We start from the raw sequence: 18,368 nt of genomic DNA on the forward strand, positions 1-18,368 counted from the left end.
ACCCCCGCCCCGCCCGCGCATCTGCGCGCATGACGCCACGCTCGACAGGCCCCGCGCCGACGCGCTAACCGACGCCTTCCGCCCGCTTTCCCTCAAAGGTCGCAGCATGACCCTGACACAGGCCCTGATGCGTCTGGCCGCGCTCGCCCTGCTGGCGCCGCCCGGCCTCGTCGCCGTCTCGGCGCTCAGCCGTATCGGCCACCGCCTGCCCGACCTGTTGACCCAGTTCACCGCGCCCGCCCTGATCGCGACGGTCGTGCTGTGCGGCCTCTTTCTGCTGTTGCGCCTGTGGGACATGGCGGCGCTGGGCGCGGGCGTGGCGGGGCTGCTGCTTCTGGCCGTCTGGCCGCAATGGACGCCGGATCGAGGCCGCCCGGCCGAGCCGGAAACTCTGACCGTCTACGTCGCCAATCTATGGGCGCGGAACAAAGACGTGGCGGCCATCGCCCGCTCCATCGAACAGGCCGACGCCGATGTGGTCATGCTGATCGAACTGGGCGACGCCCCCGCCGCGCAACTGGACGCCATCCTGAGCGGCTATCCGCATCGCGTCGCCACCCCGCGCAAGGACCGACCCAGCGGCGCCGCCCGCTCTGTGATCGCCTCGCGCCTGCCGCTGCATCGCGTGCGCGACGCCGATGGTCAGGGTCTGGCCGCACTGGTCGCACAGGCCGAGACGCCGCTGGGGCCGGTCAACCTGATCGCCGTCCACATGACGCGGCCCTGGCCCTTCCAGCACCCCTACGGCCAGATCAGTCAAGCGCAGCGCCTCGCCGGACTACGCGCCGGACTGGAAGGCCCGGTCGTCGTCGCGGGCGACTTCAACAGCGTCTCCAGCGGCCGCATCGGCCGTCAGATCAAGAACGAAACCCGCCTGATCCCCGCCCCCGCATGGCCGGGCACCTGGCCCTCGGCTCTGCCCGCCTTCCTCGGCATCACCATCGACCACGTCTGGCGCTCGCCCGATCTGGCGCTAGTCGAGAGACGGCTGGGCCAGAAGACGGGTTCGGACCACCGCCCGGTGATCGTGCGCCTCAGCCGGGCCGAGCCATAAGGGCCTTCAGACGCGCCTCGTGCCCGTGGTCGGGGAAGTCGTCGGCGATCCAGCTCTGTTCGAACGCCTTGAGCAGCCGCCCCGTCTGCGGCCCCGGCTGTAAGCCCAGCCGCGCCAGATCCCTGCCCCCCACCGGCAGCTTCGGCGGCGTCCAGTCCGCCGCCAACGCCAATAGACGCCGCACCGCTCCGGCGTCCGCGCTCGCCGCCCACGCGCGATAAAGCCGATCCTCCACCGCCTGACGCCCGGCGCGCCAGAGGACGGCGCGCGCCTCGGCGTCGCTCATGTCCGGGTCGATCCTATTGGCGACCGCCTCGACCAGCCGGTCCCGCTGGGCGTTCGACAGTCGCAGCTTCAGCGCCGCAGCACGCGCAGCCTCCGCGTCATCCGGCAACAGGGCCGACAGACGCAGCACCGGGTCAGCACTGACCTCAACCATCGCCTCGAACAGCGTCAGGCTTTCCGGCGGCGGCGCCAGCCGCCCCAAAACGCCCGCCTGATCCATCAGCCGCACAGCCGCGCGCGGATCAGGCGCGCCCAGCAGCTTGAGCAGTTCCTTCGACACCCGTTCTGCCGACAGTTGCTTCACGCCCTCGGCCAGGGCCGCGCAGGCTTCCACCGCCGCCGCATCCGGCGCGCCACGTCCATACCAGGCGAAGAAGCGATAGAAGCGCAGGATGCGCAGATAGTCCTCGCGGATGCGCTGTTCCGGCTCGCCGACGAAGACGATCCGCCCAGCCAGAGCATCCTCATACCCCGCACCTGTCGGGTCGAGGATCAACCCGTCCGCATCGGCATAGAGGGCGTTCAGCCTGAAATCCCGCCGCGCCGCATCCTCGGCCCAGTCGTCGGTGAAGGCGACCGTGGCGCGGCGCCCGTCGGTCGACACATCCCGCCGCAGGGTGGTGATCTCGAACGGCTGACGCTCTGAGATGGCCGTCACCGTGCCGTGCTCCATGCCGGTCGGCACGCTCTTCAGGCCCGCCGCCTTCAGCGCCTTCACCACCGCCTCGGGCGTCAAGACGGTGGCGATGTCCACATCGTCGATCGGCGCGCCCAGCACGGCGTTGCGCACACATCCGCCCACGAAACGGGCGCAGTCCGTCCCGCCCGCCGCCGCCAGCGCGGCCATAACCGCCTGCGTCGCGCTGGCCGTCAGCCATTCCTGCCCTGATAGGACGCGGCTCATTCCACGCTCTCGGTCGCGTCGGCCTCGGCGGCCTGATGCGGCGCGGCTTCCTCGCCATAGAGCCGGTTGAACAGCCCCTTCAGAATGCCCGCCGTCACGCCCCAGATGTAGCGCTCGCGATAGGGCATGGCCCAGAACCAGCGGCGCGGGCCGTTCTCCTGATCATAATAGTCGCGGCGATGGTTCACCGGGTCCATCAGGAAGTCCCACGGCGCCTCGAACACCTCGGCCACCTCGGCGGGCGACGGGGTGACATCGGGCGGCGCCGTCAGCCAGCCCACCACCGGCGTCACCAGAAAGCCGGTGCCCGTCTCATAGGGATCGCCCAGCCCCAGCGGTTCGACCACGGCGGGGTCCAGCGCGATCTCTTCCCACGCCTCGCGCAGGGCGGCGTCCAGCGCCGTCTCGCCGGGATCAAGCCGTCCGCCCGCAAAGGCGATCTGCCCCGTATGGCTGGCCAAACTGTCAGATCGCCGCGTCAGCAGGACGCTGGGCCCATCCTCACGCGCTATAATAGGAATCAGCACCGCCGCGGGCCTCAGCTTGACCTTCGGGCGACTGAAATCGGGGTTCAGGTCATAGTCGGACCGCACAGCCACACGCTGCGGCGACCACGCCGACACCGGGTCCAGCCTCTGTTGCAGCCGCGCCTTCAGGCCGGAACAGGTCAAAGCCCCGCCCCTTCCGGTCCCAGCGGAAACATCACCCCGCCCGAAACCACCGCCAGCCGCCCCTTGGCCTCCTGCGCCCGCTCCACCAGTTCATAGAAGACCGGCCGCGCGATCCGCGCCCACAGATCGCCCCGCACATGGACGCGAGGCGCAGGCTCGCCGGTCGCCGCATCCGTCTCGACGATGATGGCGTGGTCGGGACCGGCGGCGGCCTCGTCGCCCTGATCCGTGGTGAAGACCAGCGCCTCATCCTCTTCGCGCACCGCCACGGCGCGGAACGGCAGGTCTTCGACCGCGATCTTCAGCTTCTCGACCGGCGTGACCAGATGATAGCCGTCCGGGTCCTTCCTCAGCACCGTCGAGAACAGCCGCACCAGTTCGGCCCGCCCGATGGGCGAGCCTTCATGCATCCACACGCCGTCGGCGCGGATCAGGATGTCGATCTCGCCGCAATGGTCTGGATGCCACAGATGAACGGGAGGCAGCCCCCGGCCCGGCGCCTGACGGGCAGCCTCGGCCACGCCTGTCAGACCCGAGGATGTCGGTGGGTTCGTCATATTCAAACTATGGGATGCGTCGCCCCGCAAAGGAAGGCCGCGTCCGGCTCAGACGTCGGGGTGAACCGCTCCGACCGGCGCCGCTGCGGTGAAGGGCAGCCACATCACCCGGCGCTGATCCACCGGCCCCGGCAGCAGGGCGTCCGGCGCCGCCTCAAACCCGAAGCGCGAGAAATAGGGCGGATCGCCGACCAGCAGGACCCCGTCCAGCCCCAGCGCCTTCGCCTCTGCAATGCAGGCCCGGACCAGTTCGCCGCCCAGTCCGGTGCTGCGGCTGGACTTGTCCACGGCGATCGGCCCCAGAAAGACCGACCGCGCCTCGCCCGTCATGATCGACCACAGCCGCACCGACCCGATCAGACGCCCGCCTTCATACAGGCAGAAACCCGCCGCCAGCGGCGCCCGCTCGCGCAGCCGCTCGGCCGTCTTGGCGAAGCGGCCGGGGCCGAAGGCCGCGATGACCAGGGCGTCGACGGCCGCCGAATCCGCCGTCGTCTCACGCGTGATCGCCCCCGCCATCTGCGGGTCGTCTGAAAGGGCGGAGGCGGGCGCGGGGTTCATGCGCGGCCCGTAGTCCCCCGCGCCCCTCGAATCAATCGCGATTTCGCGACATCAGCCCTGTTTCGAGAAATCCGGCGCGCGCTTCTGGCTGAAGGCCATGAAGGCCTCCATCGCCTCGGGGCTGCGCATCTGCGAGCCAAACGCCTTGGCTTCCAGCTGCATCACCGTCCACAGCTTCTCGGTGTTCCGCATCAGGGCCTTGGTCTTGCGGATGGAGTTGGGCGCGCGCGCCGCCAGCGCGGCCGCCAGATCGGCCGCCGTCGCGTCGACCTGATCGGCCGGAACCGCGCGGTTGGCCAGGCCCCAGGACAGCGCCGTCCTGCCGTCGATCGCCTCGCCCAGGGCGAACAGTTCAAACGCCCGCTGATGCCCCAGAACGGCCGGCAGCAGCAGCGAAGACGCCGCCTCCGGCGCCAGCGCCAGATTGACGAAGGGCACCGACAGCAGGGCGTCCTCGGCCACCACAACCATGTCGCAGTGCAGAAGCAACGTCAGGCCGATGCCCACCGCCCGGCCGCGCGCCGCCGCCACGGCGGGCTTGTCCAGTTCGGCCAGCGCCTTCAGGAAGCGGAACACGCCCATTTCGACCAGATCGCCCTCAGTCTGGCCGATGGCGATGAAGTCGGCGATGTCATTGCCCGCCGAGAAGGAATCACCCTCGCTGCGGAACAGGATGACGCGCACGGCGTCGTCGGCCTTGGCCTTCTCCGTCGCGTCGGCCAGCGCCGCATACATGGCCTGCGTGATCGCGTTCTTCTTGTCAGCGCGGTCGAAGACGACCGTCAGGACGCCGTCTTCCAGATGGGTCCGGATATGTTCGCTCATTGGCCTGTCTCCAAAAGGCTCCACCAGTCCACGCCTTCTCCGTCCCGCTCGCGGCGGATCCGTCCCTGGCGTTCGAGATAGTTGAGGTGCGCCAGCGCCTCGCCGGTCGCCATGCCCAGCACGGCGTCGCCCACCGGCCGCGCGAACAGGGCGCCAAACACGTCCACGGCCCGGCACCGCGTCCGCAGCGTCTTCTCCAGCCGTTTCAGCGCCACCTCATGCCCGCGGATCAGCGCCTCCAGCCGCAGGGTCACGCCATAAAACGGCTCTCCATGCGACGGCAGCACCAGCAGATCGTCCGGCAGCCGGTCCTTCAGCGCCGCCAGCGACCGCAGCCAGTCGCCCAGCGGATCCGCCTGCGGCTCCGTCGGCCAGATCGAGACGTTGGACGAAATGCGCGGCAGAATCTGATCGCCCGCGATGAAGACGCCGTCCTTCTCGCGCCACAGGCAGACGTGTTCGGGGCTATGCCCCTCGCCAACCACCACGCGCCAGTCATCGCCGCCGATGCTCAGGACATCGTCCTCCTGCACCCGGCGATAGTCGCGCGGAAAGTCCTGAACCATGCGGCCGAAACCGCCATAGCCGTCGCGCCAGCGCGCCACCTGTTCGTCCGACCAGCCCGCCGCTCGATAAAAGGCCTCGCCCCCCGGCGGCGGCCCCATCGCCTCATCGCCGATCAGCATCCGCGCCGTCACATATTCCGTCCGCGACATCAGCAGCGGCGCGCCGAACCGCTCGCACAGCCAGCCCGCCAGCCCGATGTGGTCCGGGTGCATATGGGTGCAGATGACGCGCGTCACCGGCCGCCCGCCCAGCACCTCCGCCAGCGCCGTCGTCCAGCCCTCGCGCGATACCTCCGTCGCCAGCCCGGCGTCGATAACGGCCCAACCCTCGCCATCCTCGATGGCGTAGAGATTGATGTGGTTCAGCGCCATCGGCAGCGGCAGGCGCAGCCACAGCACGCCGCGCGCGACCGCGATCGCCTCGCCCGCCGCAGGCACGGCCTCGAAGGGATAAGTCAGGCCGCGTTCCGTCCGGGAACCTGTCAGGGTATCGCCATCCGCCAAGGTCCGTCTCCAATCAAAACTGTCGTGCAGATAAGCGGAACATGAGGCGATCGTCCAGCATCTAAGGCGCACTTGCGCTTGACCACAGCCGAAGACGCCGCCAAGGCTGCGTTATCCTTTTTGAGGCCCGGAGCAGTTTTGTGACCTTCCCTACCCGTAGCCGCATGGTCGTCGTAGCAGCCGCCCTGGCGCTCATGACCCTCACGCCTTCGTTGAGCGTCGCCCAAATCCAATCAGGCGCAGCTCCGCTGGGCCCTGGCGGCAATGAACAGGATCCGCTGAACGAACAGCGCGCCGGAGAGCGCGCTTCTGCGGGCCGTCTGGGCCGACGTCAACAACAACGCCAACCCCGCGCCGCTCAGGCCCCCACGCCCGAGCAGGTCCAGGCCGCCGCCCAGGGCGTTCTGACCGCCACCAACACCAACTGCCAGATCACCGAATCGAAGCTGCTGGGTCAGTCCGCCAGCAAGGAGTCGCTCTACGAAGTCTCCTGCGCGACCGGCCCCGGCTACCTGCTGCTGACCTCGACCCCGCCGCAGGCCACCGACTGTCTGGTGCTGGCCGCCTCGGCCGAGCAGACGCGCGCCCGTGATCCGGAAGCCGACGTCGGCTCGCAGTGCACCCTGCCCGCCAACGACAACGCCATGGCCGTCTTCACCGCCTTCGCACAGGAAGCCGGCCTGAAATGCACCGTCGATCAGGGCGCGGTCATCGGCGCCAAGCCGGGCGGCGCCGTGGTCTATGAGATCGGTTGCGCGGGCGTCGACGGCGCCCAGATCAACAAGGGCGCCTCGGGCTGGGAAGTCGCCTCGTGCATGGAGCTGGTCTCGGCCAACTCGACCTGCCGCTTCACCACCCCGGCCGAGCAGGCCGCGACGCTGAAGGGCTGGCTGGCTGGTTCGGAAGCCGCCGCCTGCGACGTGACCCAGGCCCGCTACATGGGCAAGAACGCCAACGGCTCCTTCTATGAAGCCGTCTGCAACGGCGCCGAGGGCATGATCGTCCGCTTCGACACGGCCCAGGCCGTCCAGCAGGTCTACGCCTGCTCGGTCGCCCAACAGGTCGGCGGCGGCTGCAAGCTGTCCTCGACCGAGCCGAACAGCTGATCCCGCTTTCAGCCTGAGGTTTCAGACGCCGCCGGAGCGATCCGGCGGCGTCTTTGTTTTGCGCGCCCCTCTTCCCGAACGAGGCGGCTCACCTTAGCCTTGCGTCCCATGCGCATCGCCACCTGGAACGTGAACTCGGTCAACGCCCGCCTGCCGACGGTGCTGGAGTGGATTCAGGCCGCCAACCCCGACGTCGCCTGCTTCCAGGAGATCAAATGCGTGGACGAGAAATTCCCGCGCGAGGCCTTCGAAGACCTGGGCTACAACGTCGAGACGCACGGCCAGAAGAGCTACAACGGCGTCGCCCTGCTCTCGAAATACCCGATGTCGGACGTGCGACGCGGCCTGCCCGGCGACGATACGGACGAACAGGCCCGCTACCTGGAGGCCCTGATCGAGGCCCCCCGCCCGATCCGCGTCGCCTCCATCTACCTGCCCAACGGCAATCCGCTGGGCACCGAAAAATTCCCCTATAAGCTGGCCTGGTTCCAGCGCCTCCAGAACCACGCGCGCGAACTGCTGGCGCTGGAAGAGCCGCTGGCCCTGTGCGGCGACTACAACGTCATCCCCGAGGCCGAGGACGCCAGGAACCCCGCCGCCTGGACCGACGACGCCCTGTTCCAGCCCGAAAGCCGCGAGGCCTTCCGCGCGCTGAAATGGCTGGGTCTGGCCGATTCTCACGAACTGGGCCGCGAACCGGCCGGAACCTTCACCTTCTGGGACTATCAGGCGGGCGCCTGGCAGCGGGACCACGGCATCCGCATCGACTTCGCCCTGCTGTCGCCCCAGGCCGCCGACCGCTTCCGCGCCATCGAAACGCACCGCGACGCCCGCGACATGGAAAAGCCCAGCGATCACGTCCCCGTCGTGGTCGATCTGGATCTGGAGGCCTGATCCATGGGCGACACGTTCAGGGCCATTCTGCTGATCGCCCTGATCGCCGCCTTCCTGACCACCGGCGTGTTGCTGTTTTCCTGGTGGATGGAGTCCGAGCGGCGACTGCGGCGGGCGATGAAGAAGGCGCTGGGGGCCCCGGCCGACACCGTGGCCCTGTCCGCCCATGAAGGCCGCGCCGCCGGGCTGGACCTCGACGGCGGCCAGCTCGTCGTGCTGTGGAACCGCGGCGCCATGGGGCTGGTCTACGCCTTCGAGGAAGTACTCGGCGCCGAGATCATCGTCGACGGCCACGTCGTCGCCCGCGTCCTGCGCGGCCAGTTGCGCAAGGAGATCGATCTGGACGCGCCCGACGCAGAACTGGTCGTGCTGCGGCTGATCTTCAGCGACCCGCACAACGCCGAGTTTGAGCTGGCCCTGTGGAACGGCACGCGCAACGCCCCCGCCTCAGAGGCCGAAAAGACCAGCGGCGCCCGTTCCCCGGGCGAGGGCCTGCGGCTGGGGCGCCGCTGGTTGTCGCACGTAGAAGCCCTGATGCAACGCTGATCGCCCTTCACGGCTTGAGTCCGGGCGGCTAGAACCCCTCGTCCTGCTTTTGCTTCTTTCTTCAGGAGCCCCCGTGGCCCGCCTTTTCGACGCCTACATCATCGCCAACTGGACCGCCGCCGAGGGCAAGAAGCTGGGCGAACAGACCCTGTGGATCGGCATCGCCAAGCGCGACGTGCGCTTCCGCCTCTATGCCGAGACGCACAACGTCGCCACGCGCGCCGAGGGCGAAAAGCTGATCACCGACCTGCTGGCCGAACACCGCAAGCGCGGCGACCGCGTCCTGGTGGGCTTCGACTTCGACTTCGGCTTCCCGACTGGAACCGCCGCGCGGCTGAAGCTGGACGGCCGTCCGTGGGACGCCATGGGCAAGTTCCTGACCGCCAACATCGTCGACAAGGCCGACAATTCGAACAACCGCTATCAGGTCGCGGCCAAGATGAACCGCCTGATGACGGACGAGCCCTGGCCCTTCTGGGGCGCGCCCGCCAGCCAGGCCCAGCGCTGGCTGACCACGACCAAGCCGCCCGAAGGCGCCGGCGCCGACATCCCCGAGTTCCGCGCCACCGAACTGGCCGCGCGCAAGGACAAGCTGCCGCCCAAGAGCGTATGGCAGATGCACGGCGCGGGCGCGATCGGCGGCCTGACCCTGGTCGGCGTGCCCATGCTGCGTCGCCTGCTGGACACTCTGGGCGCCTCGGCGGCCGTCTGGCCGTTCGGCACCGGCTGGCGCGAACTGACCGAGGCCGACATCGAGCCGCTGTCGGCCGTCGTCGTCGAAGTCTGGCCCGCCCTCTATGAAGCCAAGCGCGGCGTGAACGCCGAGGGCGTCAAGGAATACAAGACCCAGGCCCAGGTCCGCGCCGCCGCCGAAGCCTTCGCCCGCATGGACGACGCCGGCGACCTGCAAAAAGCCTTCGCCCCGCCCGCCAGCGCGGACGACGCCCTGATCGCCCAGGTCGAGGGTGAAGAAGGCTGGATACTGGGGGTGTGATGCCCCCTCTCCAACCGCTCATCCCGGCGAAGGCCGAGATCCTGATTGTAAGACTGGCGGCCTTATCGTGAAGGCGCAATCCCGCCCTCTTGGCTAGCGGCGACGCTAAGTCATCTGGATCCCGGCCTTCGCCGGGATGAGCGGAAATGGGTCGTTAGGTCAGGTAATCGGCCAGCATGTCGCGCCAGGTCGGATTGCGCTCTTCAATCAAACGCAGCTTCCATGATCGCCGCCATTCCTTGATCGCGCGCTCGCGGCGGAATGCGCTTTCTCGCGTCTCATGCCATTCGGCCCAGACCAAAGTCTTGCAGCCGTAGTCGCGCGTAAATCCGGGCAGCAGACCTTCAGCGTGTTCATGAATGCGACGCCCAAGATTATCAGTATGGCCGGTGTAAATCGCACCGTTGCGTCGATTGGCGACGATATAGACCCAGAATCCCTCCGTGCCGTCGTCGCGCATGCCGCCCCTCCTTCGCTGATCCCGGCGAAGGCCGGGATCCAGATCACAAGACGCTTACCTGGGTTCCACGGGCGCAATCCCGCTTGCACAGTCCACCGCCCCGTCACGCCATCTGAATCCCAACCTGCGGGATGAGCGGCTATCAGGTCAGCCGATCAGCACCCGCGCCGCCGCGCGCGCTTCATCTGTGATCTCAGCGCCGGACAGCATCCGCGCGATCTCTTCCTGACGCGGGCCTTCCTCCAGCACGTCGATGGAGGTGCGGGTATGGCCCTCGACGTCGGCCTTGCGGACCTTCCAGTGGGCGTGGCCGCGCGCCGCGACCTGCGGGCTGTGGGTCACGACCAGCACCTGCGCGCCGCGTGACAGGCGTTGCAGGCGTCCGCCCACGGCCTCGGCCACGGCGCCGCCGACGCCCTGGTCCACCTCGTCGAAGATCATGACCGGCTGGCGCTGGTCCTCGCGACTGGCCAGCGCCGCCTTCATCGCCAGGGCGAAGCGCGCCAATTCCCCGCCCGAAGCCACCGTATCCAGCGGGCCGAAGGCGGTACCGGCGTTGGTCGCCACCTCGAACCGCACCGTCTCGACGCCCAGCGGGCCGCGACGCCCCTCGACCGGCTCCAGCGTCACGCGGAAACGAGCGCGCTCCAGTTTTAACGGGCCAAGCTCGTCCATGACGGCGGCGACCAGCCGGTCCCCCGCCGCCTCGCGCGCCGAGGTCAGCAGCAGGGCCGCCACATCATAGGCCTCGATCGCGGCGGCGACGTCGCGACGGGCCTTGGTCAGGGCTTCCTCGCCGTCCTCGATCAGGCGCAGTTGCTCACGCAGACGCACGCGCAGCGCCGGCAGGGCTTCGACCGTCGTGTTCAGCTTGCGAGCGGCGGCGCGCAGGGCGAACAGCCGCTCCTCCGCCTTGTCTAGACGGCCCGGCTCGAAGTCGAAGGCGTCGGCGGCGGCGTCGACGCAGGCCACGGCCTCGGTCGCCTCGACCAGGGCGCGGTCCACCGCTTCGGCCGCCAGCGCCAGTTTGACGATGATGGGGTTGTCGCCCTCGGCGCCCGCCTGCACCGCCCGCTGGCGCGCGTGCTCCACCGCGCGCAGGGCCGAGGCCAGACGCTGGCTCAGCTTGTCCCCGCCCAGCAGATTGCGCGCATCGGCCAGATCGGCCACCGCCTTCTCCGCGGCGCCAAGGATGGCCCGCTCGCCCGCCAGTTCCGTTTCTTCGTCCGGCCTGGGGTCCAGAGCGTCGAGATCGGCCAGATTCAGCGCGATCTCCTCGGCCCTGGCCGCAGCCTCGGCGGCCGACGCCTCCAGCTCATCCAGATGCGCCTGCGCCGCCTTCAGCCGCTCGGCCGCCCCGGCCACGCCCGACAGTTGCGGCTGCAATCCGCCGTAGTTGTCCAACAGCGCCCGGTGCGTTTTCCAGTCCAGCAGGCCGACCGTCTCATGCTGGCCATGCACCTCGACCAGCAAGGCGCCGATCTCGCGCAGGGCCGTCACCCCGGCGGGCTGGTCGTTGACATAGGCGCGGCTGCGGCCGTCGGCCGAGACCACCCGGCGCAGGATCAGCTCCTCGCCCGGCGCGACTTCAAACCCGCGCTCGGACAGCAGGGCGATCAGGGTTTCGTCATCCGGCGCCGTGAAGACGGCCGTGGCCGAGGCCTGTTTGGCGCCATTCCGCACCAGTCCGGCGTCTGAACGCGCGCCCAGCGCCAGTCCCAGCGCGTCGAGGATGATGGACTTGCCCGCCCCCGTCTCGCCGGTCAGCACGGTCAGCCCGTCCTCGACCTCAAGGTCCAGGGCGTCGACAAGGACGATGTCGCGGATCGACAGGGTGGTCAGCATGGGCGATCTGATTCGATGTTTCGCCACACCTTAGCCGGAAACAGAAGGGGAACGCAGCGTCTTATTCGCCCCCTTCCATCCAGCATTTGGATCAGCCGCCGGGGATCAGGCGCTTCAGCCAGGATTCGCGCTTGGCCTCGGGCTCAATCCCCGGGTTCTCGCCGCGCTCGCGCAGCAGGGCGTAGGCCTCGGCATACCAGGCGCTGCCCGGATAGTTGTGGCCCAGAACGGCGGCGTTGCGGGTCGCCTCTTCAGGCAGGCCCAGGCTCAGATTGACCTCGACCAGACGATACAGGGCCTCGGGCACGTGCGAGGTGCGCTGGAAGTCCTGATTGTTCACCACGGTCTTGTAGCGGTTCAGCGCCCCCAGCGGCTGGTTGGCTCGCTGATAATAGCGGCCGACGGTCATTTCCTTGCCCGCCAGCTGGTCGTTGACCATGTCGATCTTGACCCGCGCGTCGGTGGCGTAGGTCGAGCCCGGATAGCGACGCACCACATCGCGCAGACCCGCCAGCGCGGCCTCGGCATAGCCCTGGTCCCGGCCCACATCGACGATCTGCTCAAAGTTGCAGACGGCCTTCATGTAAAAGGCGTAGCCGGCCGACGGATTGCCGGGGAACAGGGCGATGAAGCGGTCGGCCGCCGCGATCGCGTCCTGATAGTTGTTGTTCTGATAGAAGGCGTAGACCTGCATCAGGATCGCCCGACGCGCCCATTCCGAATAGGGGTGCTGACGCTCCACCTCCTGGAAATAGTCGACGGCGTCCATCCAGCGCTTGGACTGCAGGCGCTGATAGCCGGTGTTGTAGAGGGCCTCGACCGGGCGCTCCTCATAGGCCAGCTTCTGGCGCGGCTTGTTGCCCGCGCAGGCGGACAGGGACAGGGCCGCGACGGCGACCGTCAAAAGGGTCAGGCCGGTACGAGACTTCGAAGCGGGCAAGGGCGACCTCATCAAGATGCCTTCGGGACGCGGACACGCATGGACGCGCCCTCGTTAGCAGGATGCGTCCTCTATAACAGCGCCTGCGCCCAAGCCAATCAGGTGAAATCGCAGATACGGCCGGAACACGGCTGGACGCCGCCCCGTTCGCCGCCTAGAGAGCGCGTCCAGAAACGCATCCGCGAGTATTGGCGGGGCGATGACGGCGAAAGGATGACCGGTCAATGAAGCTGCTCGCAGGCAATTCGAACCGGAGTTTGGCCCAGGCCATTGCGGCCCACCTGGACATGCCGCTGACCAAGGCCCAGGTGAAACGCTTCGCCGACAATGAGGTGTTCGCCGTCGTCGAGGAAAACGTCCGCGGCGAGGATGTCTTCATCATCCAGTCGACCTCCTATCCGGCCAACGACAACCTGATGGAAATGCTGATCATGACCGACGCGCTGGTGCGCGCCTCGGCCCGTCGCATCACGGCCGTCATGCCCTACTTCGGATACGCCCGTCAGGACCGCAAGACCGGCGGCCGCACGCCGATCTCGGCCAAGCTGGTCGCCAATCTGATCACCCGCGCGGGCGCCGACCGCGTCCTGACGATGGACCTGCACGCGGGCCAGATTCAGGGCTTTTTCGACATTCCCACCGACAATCTGGTGGCCACGCCAGTGCTGGCGCAGGACATCAAGGATCACTATCCGAAGGGCGATGATCTGATGATCGTCTCGCCCGACGTCGGCGGCGTGGTGCGCGCCCGCTCGCTGGCCAGCCGCCTGAACGCGGACCTCGCCATCGTCGACAAGCGCCGCCCCAAGGCGGGCGAAAGCGAAGTCATGAACATCATCGGCGACGTCGAAGGTCGCCGCTGCATCCTGTTCGACGACATCGTTGATTCGGGCGGCACCCTGGTCAACGCCGCCAAGGCGCTGATCGACCGCGGCGCGACCGAGGTTTCGGCCTACATCAGCCACGGCGTCCTGTCCGGCCCGGCCGTCGACCGCGTCACCAACGGCCCGCTGAAGGAGCTGGTGATCACCGACTCCATCGAACAGCCTGACGAAGTTTTGAACTGCCCGAAGATTCGCCGCGTCTCCGTCGCGCCGCTGATGGGCGAGGCGATCCGGCGCATCGCCAACGAAGAGTCTGTCTCAAAACTCTTCGATTAAGGTTCGGCTAACCATTTTCTCGACGATATAAGGACTACGATGCGGAGGCGCGCCATGCTGCGCGTCGCCGCGCTTTGTGCGTATCGCTTTTATCAAGGGAAGATCGCCGATGCCCCAGGCCTTCTTGCGCCGCGGCCTCTCTGTCGCCGCTGTCGCCGCTGCTGCTGTCCTGGCCAGCTGTTCGACGCCTGAACCGGAAGCGCCGCCGCCTCCCCCGCCGCCTCCGCCGCCCGTTCTGGCCCTGAACCAGAGCGTCGCCGAGGCCGCCTCCGTCTATGTCGCCTTCGTGCGCGAGGTGAATTCGATTCGCGCCGACTTCCCCGACGCCGAATCCATTCAGGCCGCCGTTCGCAAGGGCGCGGCGGTCGAGGCCGCCCAGCTGTCGCGCGGCATGATCGCCTATGGCGCCATCCTGGCCCTGCAGTCGCCTGAATATGTCGCCGGGGTGCGCCAGTTCGCCGCCGATCCCGAACAGCGTCAGCAGATGGTGGCTCGCATCGTCGCTGACCCGGCCTATGCCGCCACCCTGCCCGGCGCCGACGCCGCGGCGGGCCTGATCGCCAACACCATGGGTCAGGACGCCGCCTCCATGCTGGCGCTGGCCGACGCGGTCGAAAACGACGCCTACACCATCCAGGGCCGCCAGGACCCGCGCCGTCGCTGGGCCACCCAGCCGGTCGCCGACCGCGATGGCCGTCTGGAAGGCGCCAAGAGCCTATCCGCCTCGCCGCGCCTGCCCTCGGCCGAGGACAGCGCCCGCCTGTTCGCCGCCGCGCACAACGGCACGGGCCTGAACCTGACCGCCGCCCAGCGCGGCGCGCCCTTCACCCCCGCCGTGGTCAACTCCCTGGCCATTGCGGCCCTGGCGGCGCTGGGCGCGGCCGGTGAAGAAGCCAAGGCCAACACCGACGCCCTGACGTCCGAATCAAACAACGAATTCTGCCTGAACATGTCCAAGCTGATGCTGTTCCAGTGTCTGGCGGCGGCCAAGCCGAACTATGAGGACATCTTCTGCGCCGGACGCCACATCGTGCGCGACATGTCCCAGTGCACGGCCCAGTATACCGGCCCCATGCCCGCCATCACCGTGACGCTGCCCGCGCCCACGCCGATGGCTCAGGCGGAAAACCATTCTTCGGCGGCGGTCGCCCCCAACGGCTGAGGCTGAATATCGCTGCGGGCCGAGCCGGGGCGGTTGCGTCCGCCCCGTGTTCCGTGTAATAGCCCGCGCTCTTGAATTCGAAGGGTTCATGACCCCGCCGCGCGGGACCCGGTTCCGCGCAGGCGTTTACTTGTATTGAAGGCGAGCCCGATGGCCGAGATCATTCTGAACGTTGATGTCCGCGAGAACGTGGGCACCGGCGGCGCCCGCGCCGCGCGTCGCGAAGGCGCTGTCCCCGGCGTGCTGTACGGCGGCGACAAGGCCCCGGTGGCCATCTCCGTGAACGAGCGTGAGTTCCGCAAGTCGCTGTACACCGGCAAGCTGATCGGTCACCTGGTGACCCTGAAGCACGGCAAGGAATCGCAGCCGGTCATCGCCAAGGACATCCAGTTCGATCCGGTCACCGACCGTCCGCTGCACTTCGACCTGATGCGCGTCGGCGCCAAGGAAGAGATCAAGATCGAAATCCCGGTCGCCTTCGTCAACGCCGACGAAGCCCCCTACACCCGTCAGGGCGGCATGCTGGAAGTCGTGCGCCACACGGTCGAGATCCTGGTCCGCGCCGACCGTATCCCGGCTGAACTGGTCGTCGACCTGAAGGGCCGTGAAATCGGCGAGAACATCCGCATCTCGGACATCCAGCTGCCGGAAGGCGCTGCGCCCACCATCACCGACCGCGACTTCATGATCGCCGCGATCAAGAACTCGGCCGCTGGCCAGTCGGACGCCGGCGACACCACGGCCGAGGCCGAAGCCGAAGCCTGATGGTTCTTCCCCGCTCGCCCTGCGCGGCTTGAGGGGATCAGGAAATCAGCCCCGCCCGGTTCGCCCGGCGGGGCTTTTCTTTGCCTGACGCACGGGGCATGAGAACCGCATGATCATCATCGCAGGCCTGGGCAACCCCGGCGCCAAATACGAAAAGAACCGCCACAACATCGGCTTCATGGCCGTGGACGAGATCGCCAGCCGCTGGCGCTTCGGCCCTGCGCGCGCCAAGTTCCAGTCGATCGTCGCCGACGGCGAGGTCGAGGGGACCAAGATCCTGCTGATGAAGCCCCAGACCTATATGAACGAGAGCGGCCGTGCCGTCGGCGAGGCGGCGCGCTTCTACAAGGTGAAGCCCGAGCACGTCATCGTCTTCCACGACGAGATCGACCTCGCCCCCGGCCGCTTCCGCATGAAGAAGGGCGGCGGCGCAGCGGGTCAGAACGGCGTGCGCAGCCTGATCAGCCACCTGGGCGCCGACTTCCGCCGCGCCCGCATGGGCGTCGGTCACCCCGGAGAGCCGCAACTGGTCATGCACCACGTCCTGGGCGACTTCCACAAGGCCGACAGGCCGTGGCTGGACGCCATGCTGCAGGCCTGCGCCGACGCCCTGCCCTTCGCGGTGAACGGCGACGACGAACGCTATCAGGGCGAAGTCATGCGCCTTGCTCCAGCGCCGAAGTTCAGCCCGCGGCAGGCGGCCAAAGGCGAATAACCCTCTCCCGATGGGAGAGGGCTTGAGCGCCCGAGAGCCGAAGGCGAGCGGCTGCGCGAAAGGGTGAGGGTTCACCGATGCAGTCGGCGACAGCCGTAACTGTTGTTGTCCCTCTCGAAAGCGACTCCGCAATCGACCGACCTGGGGCGTCTGGGTGATCCGACCGGGAACCCTCACCCTTTCGCCTGTTCCAGTCGCTGCGCTCCTGGAGGCTCAAGCCCTCTCCCATCGGGAGAGGGTCGATCAATCCGTCGTCGTCCACGCCGCCTTCAGGGTCGCCGCGCCATTCGCCGGCACGCTCAGCGTCCAGACCGGATAGCCGGTGTCGTCCACCCGGCTGCGCACCGACTGGCTGCGGATGCGGAAGCCGCGGTGCATGGCGGCGTCGGCGACCAGTTCGACGGTCACCGGCTCCGAGCGCGCATTGGTGATCGTGGTCTCGACCTCGGTGCGCTCGGTCGTGACGGCGCCGCGCGTCGCGCTGTCCGATTTCACCAGCCGCGTCTGCACCCGCACGTCCGGCGATTCGCCGAAGGCCAGCCGCACCGGCAACCCCACGCCCTTGTCTTCAAATCGGTCCTGACCAGCCAGCAGCAAGCCGCCCGCCCCGTCCGGCTGCATCACCGCCACCGAACCGCCGGGCATGGCCACGCCCAATCCTGCGCGCGCCTCATTACGCAGCTTCATGACGATGGCCGTAGGGCGCGCCTCTTCGTCCGGATTCAGCACCCCGGCGCGATAGACCCTTTCATAGGCCACGCCTTCGCGCTCCAGAAAGCGCACCTGCTTGGTCTGGCGCGCCGCCACCGTCGTCGGCTCGGGCAGGGTGTAGATCTTGTAGTCGCCCAGCTCGCCCTGTTCAGCCAGCTTCGGAGCGCCCGCCATTCGACTGGCGGTCACGACGACACCAGCGGCCTCCATCACCATCGGCCTCGGCGGCGCCGGCGGAGGCCCATCGCCATAGCCAGCGACCTGGCCCGACCCCAGCGTCGTCGTCCCCTGCGGCCAGCATTCGTTCTGCTGATAGCGGACCAGCGGCTCAACCGGTCTGGTGCCTGCGTCCTTCCGCAGCGTGCCCGCCACCACCTGCACCGGCGCGTCCGGGAAACCCGTGCCGCCGAAGTTGGCCAGCGTCAGCCAGCCGGTCAGGTCCAGCGTCCCGTCCGTCGGGTCCAGCCTCGCCACATAGTCGGCCGACCACTGCAACCCTGTCGTCAGATAGGCCAGCGTCACCGTGTGCCGCCCCGCCCGTTCGGCGCGCGTGCGCACCGACAGGGTCGGCTGGTCGCCCAGCCCTTCAGGGATGCGGTCGAACACGACCCGCTCGGTCTGGCCCGAACAGTCCAGCGCCTCGAACCGGCCGTCGATCTCCAGCACCGTTCCTTGAGCGCCCGCACGGATGACGGCGGCCTTCTCGACCTGTTCGCCGGTCGCGGGATTGGTGCGAACGACCCGCACCACCTCGCCCACCGACTTCGCCATCAGGCTGGCGGGGGACAACAGGTCGAAGTCGGCGTTGCGCTCGATCACATGGGCGGGCAGGCCCTCCAGCACCGCGCTCTGCGGCACGACGCCGGTGGCCAGTCCGCGAAAACGGACGATGCCCTCGCCCGCCGGAAGATCGACCGTGCGCGTCTCGACGATCAGGGCCAGTCCCTGACGGTCCAGTCGGCTCCACGACTGGCGCGACTGCTCCATCAGGGCGACGGTATCGACGGGCCGGTCGCGATAGATCACCACCGTCGCCCCGTCAGGACGCGCGGACACGCTTTCCGTCTGGGCCCAGGCCGCGGGGGCCCAGACCATGGGCGCCAGCAGGCTCAGCGCAGTGGTGATCGCCAGAAGACGGCGCAT

The 18,368-nt window shown here is 68.4% G+C and carries 19 protein-coding genes; 9 read left to right on the forward strand and 10 right to left on the reverse strand.

Going from position 1 to position 18,368, the window contains the following annotated elements; all coding sequences use genetic code 11:
• Positions 1-106 precede the first annotated feature (106 nt).
• Positions 107-1,054, forward strand: a complete 948-nt coding sequence (locus tag ABE454_RS07815; RefSeq protein WP_346530692.1) for an endonuclease/exonuclease/phosphatase family protein — start codon at positions 107-109, stop codon at positions 1,052-1,054.
• Here the strand turns inward: ABE454_RS07815 and ABE454_RS07820 are convergent.
• From ABE454_RS07820 to ABE454_RS07845, 6 genes are read right to left on the reverse strand one after another with little or no spacing between them, the layout of a single operon-like run.
• Positions 1,035-2,243 (reverse strand): CCA tRNA nucleotidyltransferase, encoded by a 1,209-nt coding sequence (locus ABE454_RS07820; protein ID WP_346530693.1) that lies wholly within the window; start codon positions 2,241-2,243, stop codon positions 1,035-1,037. The genes ABE454_RS07815 and ABE454_RS07820 overlap by 20 nt on opposite strands.
• Positions 2,240-2,914, reverse strand: a complete 675-nt coding sequence (locus ABE454_RS07825) for a CoA pyrophosphatase (RefSeq protein WP_346530694.1) — start codon at positions 2,912-2,914, stop codon at positions 2,240-2,242. The genes ABE454_RS07820 and ABE454_RS07825 overlap by 4 nt, the downstream gene beginning before the upstream one ends.
• Positions 2,911-3,471 (reverse strand): DUF1285 domain-containing protein, encoded by a 561-nt coding sequence (locus ABE454_RS07830; protein WP_346530695.1) that lies wholly within the window; start codon positions 3,469-3,471, stop codon positions 2,911-2,913. Before ABE454_RS07830 ends, ABE454_RS07825 begins: the two co-directional genes overlap by 4 nt.
• A gap of 48 nt (positions 3,472-3,519) precedes the next feature.
• The gene (locus tag ABE454_RS07835; protein WP_346530696.1) at positions 3,520-4,032 is read right to left on the reverse strand and encodes a GNAT family N-acetyltransferase; all 513 of its coding nucleotides are present in this window, start codon (positions 4,030-4,032) and stop codon (positions 3,520-3,522) included.
• 51 nt (positions 4,033-4,083) lie between these two features.
• A complete protein-coding gene (locus ABE454_RS07840) occupies positions 4,084-4,857 on the reverse strand; it encodes an enoyl-CoA hydratase-related protein (protein WP_346530697.1) in 774 nt (257 codons plus the stop codon).
• Positions 4,854-5,927, reverse strand: coding sequence for an MBL fold metallo-hydrolase (locus tag ABE454_RS07845; protein ID WP_346530698.1), 1,074 nt, complete (start codon positions 5,925-5,927; stop codon positions 4,854-4,856). Before ABE454_RS07845 ends, ABE454_RS07840 begins: the two co-directional genes overlap by 4 nt.
• 194 nt (positions 5,928-6,121) lie before the next feature.
• On the opposite strand from ABE454_RS07845, the gene ABE454_RS07850 reads away from it, so the two are divergent.
• The 4 genes from ABE454_RS07850 to ABE454_RS07865 all read left to right on the forward strand — a co-directional run bounded on the left by ABE454_RS07850 (position 6,122) and on the right by ABE454_RS07865 (position 9,467).
• Positions 6,122-7,033, forward strand: coding sequence for a hypothetical protein (locus ABE454_RS07850; protein ID WP_346530699.1), 912 nt, complete (start codon positions 6,122-6,124; stop codon positions 7,031-7,033).
• A gap of 108 nt (positions 7,034-7,141) precedes the next feature.
• Positions 7,142-7,927 (forward strand): exodeoxyribonuclease III, encoded by a 786-nt coding sequence (xth, locus tag ABE454_RS07855; protein ID WP_346530701.1) that lies wholly within the window; start codon positions 7,142-7,144, stop codon positions 7,925-7,927.
• 3 nt (positions 7,928-7,930) lie between these two features.
• A complete protein-coding gene (locus ABE454_RS07860) occupies positions 7,931-8,473 on the forward strand; it encodes a hypothetical protein (protein WP_346530702.1) in 543 nt (180 codons plus the stop codon).
• A 73-nt stretch (positions 8,474-8,546) separates the two neighbouring features.
• The gene (locus ABE454_RS07865; RefSeq protein WP_346530703.1) at positions 8,547-9,467 is read left to right on the forward strand and encodes a cobalamin biosynthesis protein CbiG; all 921 of its coding nucleotides are present in this window, start codon (positions 8,547-8,549) and stop codon (positions 9,465-9,467) included.
• 154 nt (positions 9,468-9,621) lie between these two features.
• On the opposite strand, the gene ABE454_RS07870 is transcribed toward ABE454_RS07865, so the two are convergent.
• The 3 genes from ABE454_RS07870 to ABE454_RS07880 form a co-directional block, all read right to left on the reverse strand.
• Positions 9,622-9,927 (reverse strand): GIY-YIG nuclease family protein, encoded by a 306-nt coding sequence (locus tag ABE454_RS07870; protein ID WP_346530704.1) that lies wholly within the window; start codon positions 9,925-9,927, stop codon positions 9,622-9,624.
• A 147-nt stretch (positions 9,928-10,074) separates the two neighbouring features.
• Positions 10,075-11,772, reverse strand: a complete 1,698-nt coding sequence (recN, locus tag ABE454_RS07875; protein ID WP_346530706.1) for a DNA repair protein RecN — start codon at positions 11,770-11,772, stop codon at positions 10,075-10,077.
• 91 nt (positions 11,773-11,863) lie between these two features.
• Positions 11,864-12,724, reverse strand: coding sequence for an outer membrane protein assembly factor BamD (locus ABE454_RS07880; protein ID WP_346530707.1), 861 nt, complete (start codon positions 12,722-12,724; stop codon positions 11,864-11,866).
• Positions 12,725-12,936: 212 nt separating this feature from the next.
• Between ABE454_RS07880 and ABE454_RS07885 the strand changes: the two genes are divergently transcribed.
• From ABE454_RS07885 to pth, 4 genes are all read left to right on the forward strand, one after another.
• Positions 12,937-13,872, forward strand: a complete 936-nt coding sequence (locus ABE454_RS07885; RefSeq protein WP_346530709.1) for a ribose-phosphate pyrophosphokinase — start codon at positions 12,937-12,939, stop codon at positions 13,870-13,872.
• 109 nt (positions 13,873-13,981) lie between these two features.
• Positions 13,982-15,034: a hypothetical protein gene (locus ABE454_RS07890; protein WP_346530711.1), complete on the forward strand. Its 1,053-nt coding sequence runs from the start codon at positions 13,982-13,984 to the stop codon at positions 15,032-15,034.
• Between the two features lie 150 nt (positions 15,035-15,184).
• Positions 15,185-15,799 (forward strand): 50S ribosomal protein L25/general stress protein Ctc, encoded by a 615-nt coding sequence (locus ABE454_RS07895; RefSeq protein ID WP_346530712.1) that lies wholly within the window; start codon positions 15,185-15,187, stop codon positions 15,797-15,799.
• A gap of 109 nt (positions 15,800-15,908) precedes the next feature.
• Positions 15,909-16,514, forward strand: a complete 606-nt coding sequence (pth, locus tag ABE454_RS07900; protein ID WP_346530714.1) for an aminoacyl-tRNA hydrolase — start codon at positions 15,909-15,911, stop codon at positions 16,512-16,514.
• Positions 16,515-16,757: 243 nt separating this feature from the next.
• Here the strand turns inward: pth and ABE454_RS07905 are convergent, their stop codons facing one another.
• Positions 16,758-18,368, reverse strand: a complete 1,611-nt coding sequence (locus ABE454_RS07905; RefSeq protein WP_346530715.1) for a DUF4139 domain-containing protein — start codon at positions 18,366-18,368, stop codon at positions 16,758-16,760.

The sequence above is a fragment of the Brevundimonas diminuta genome, from assembly GCF_039673845.1.
Lineage (GTDB): Bacteria > Pseudomonadota > Alphaproteobacteria > Caulobacterales > Caulobacteraceae > Brevundimonas > Brevundimonas diminuta_E.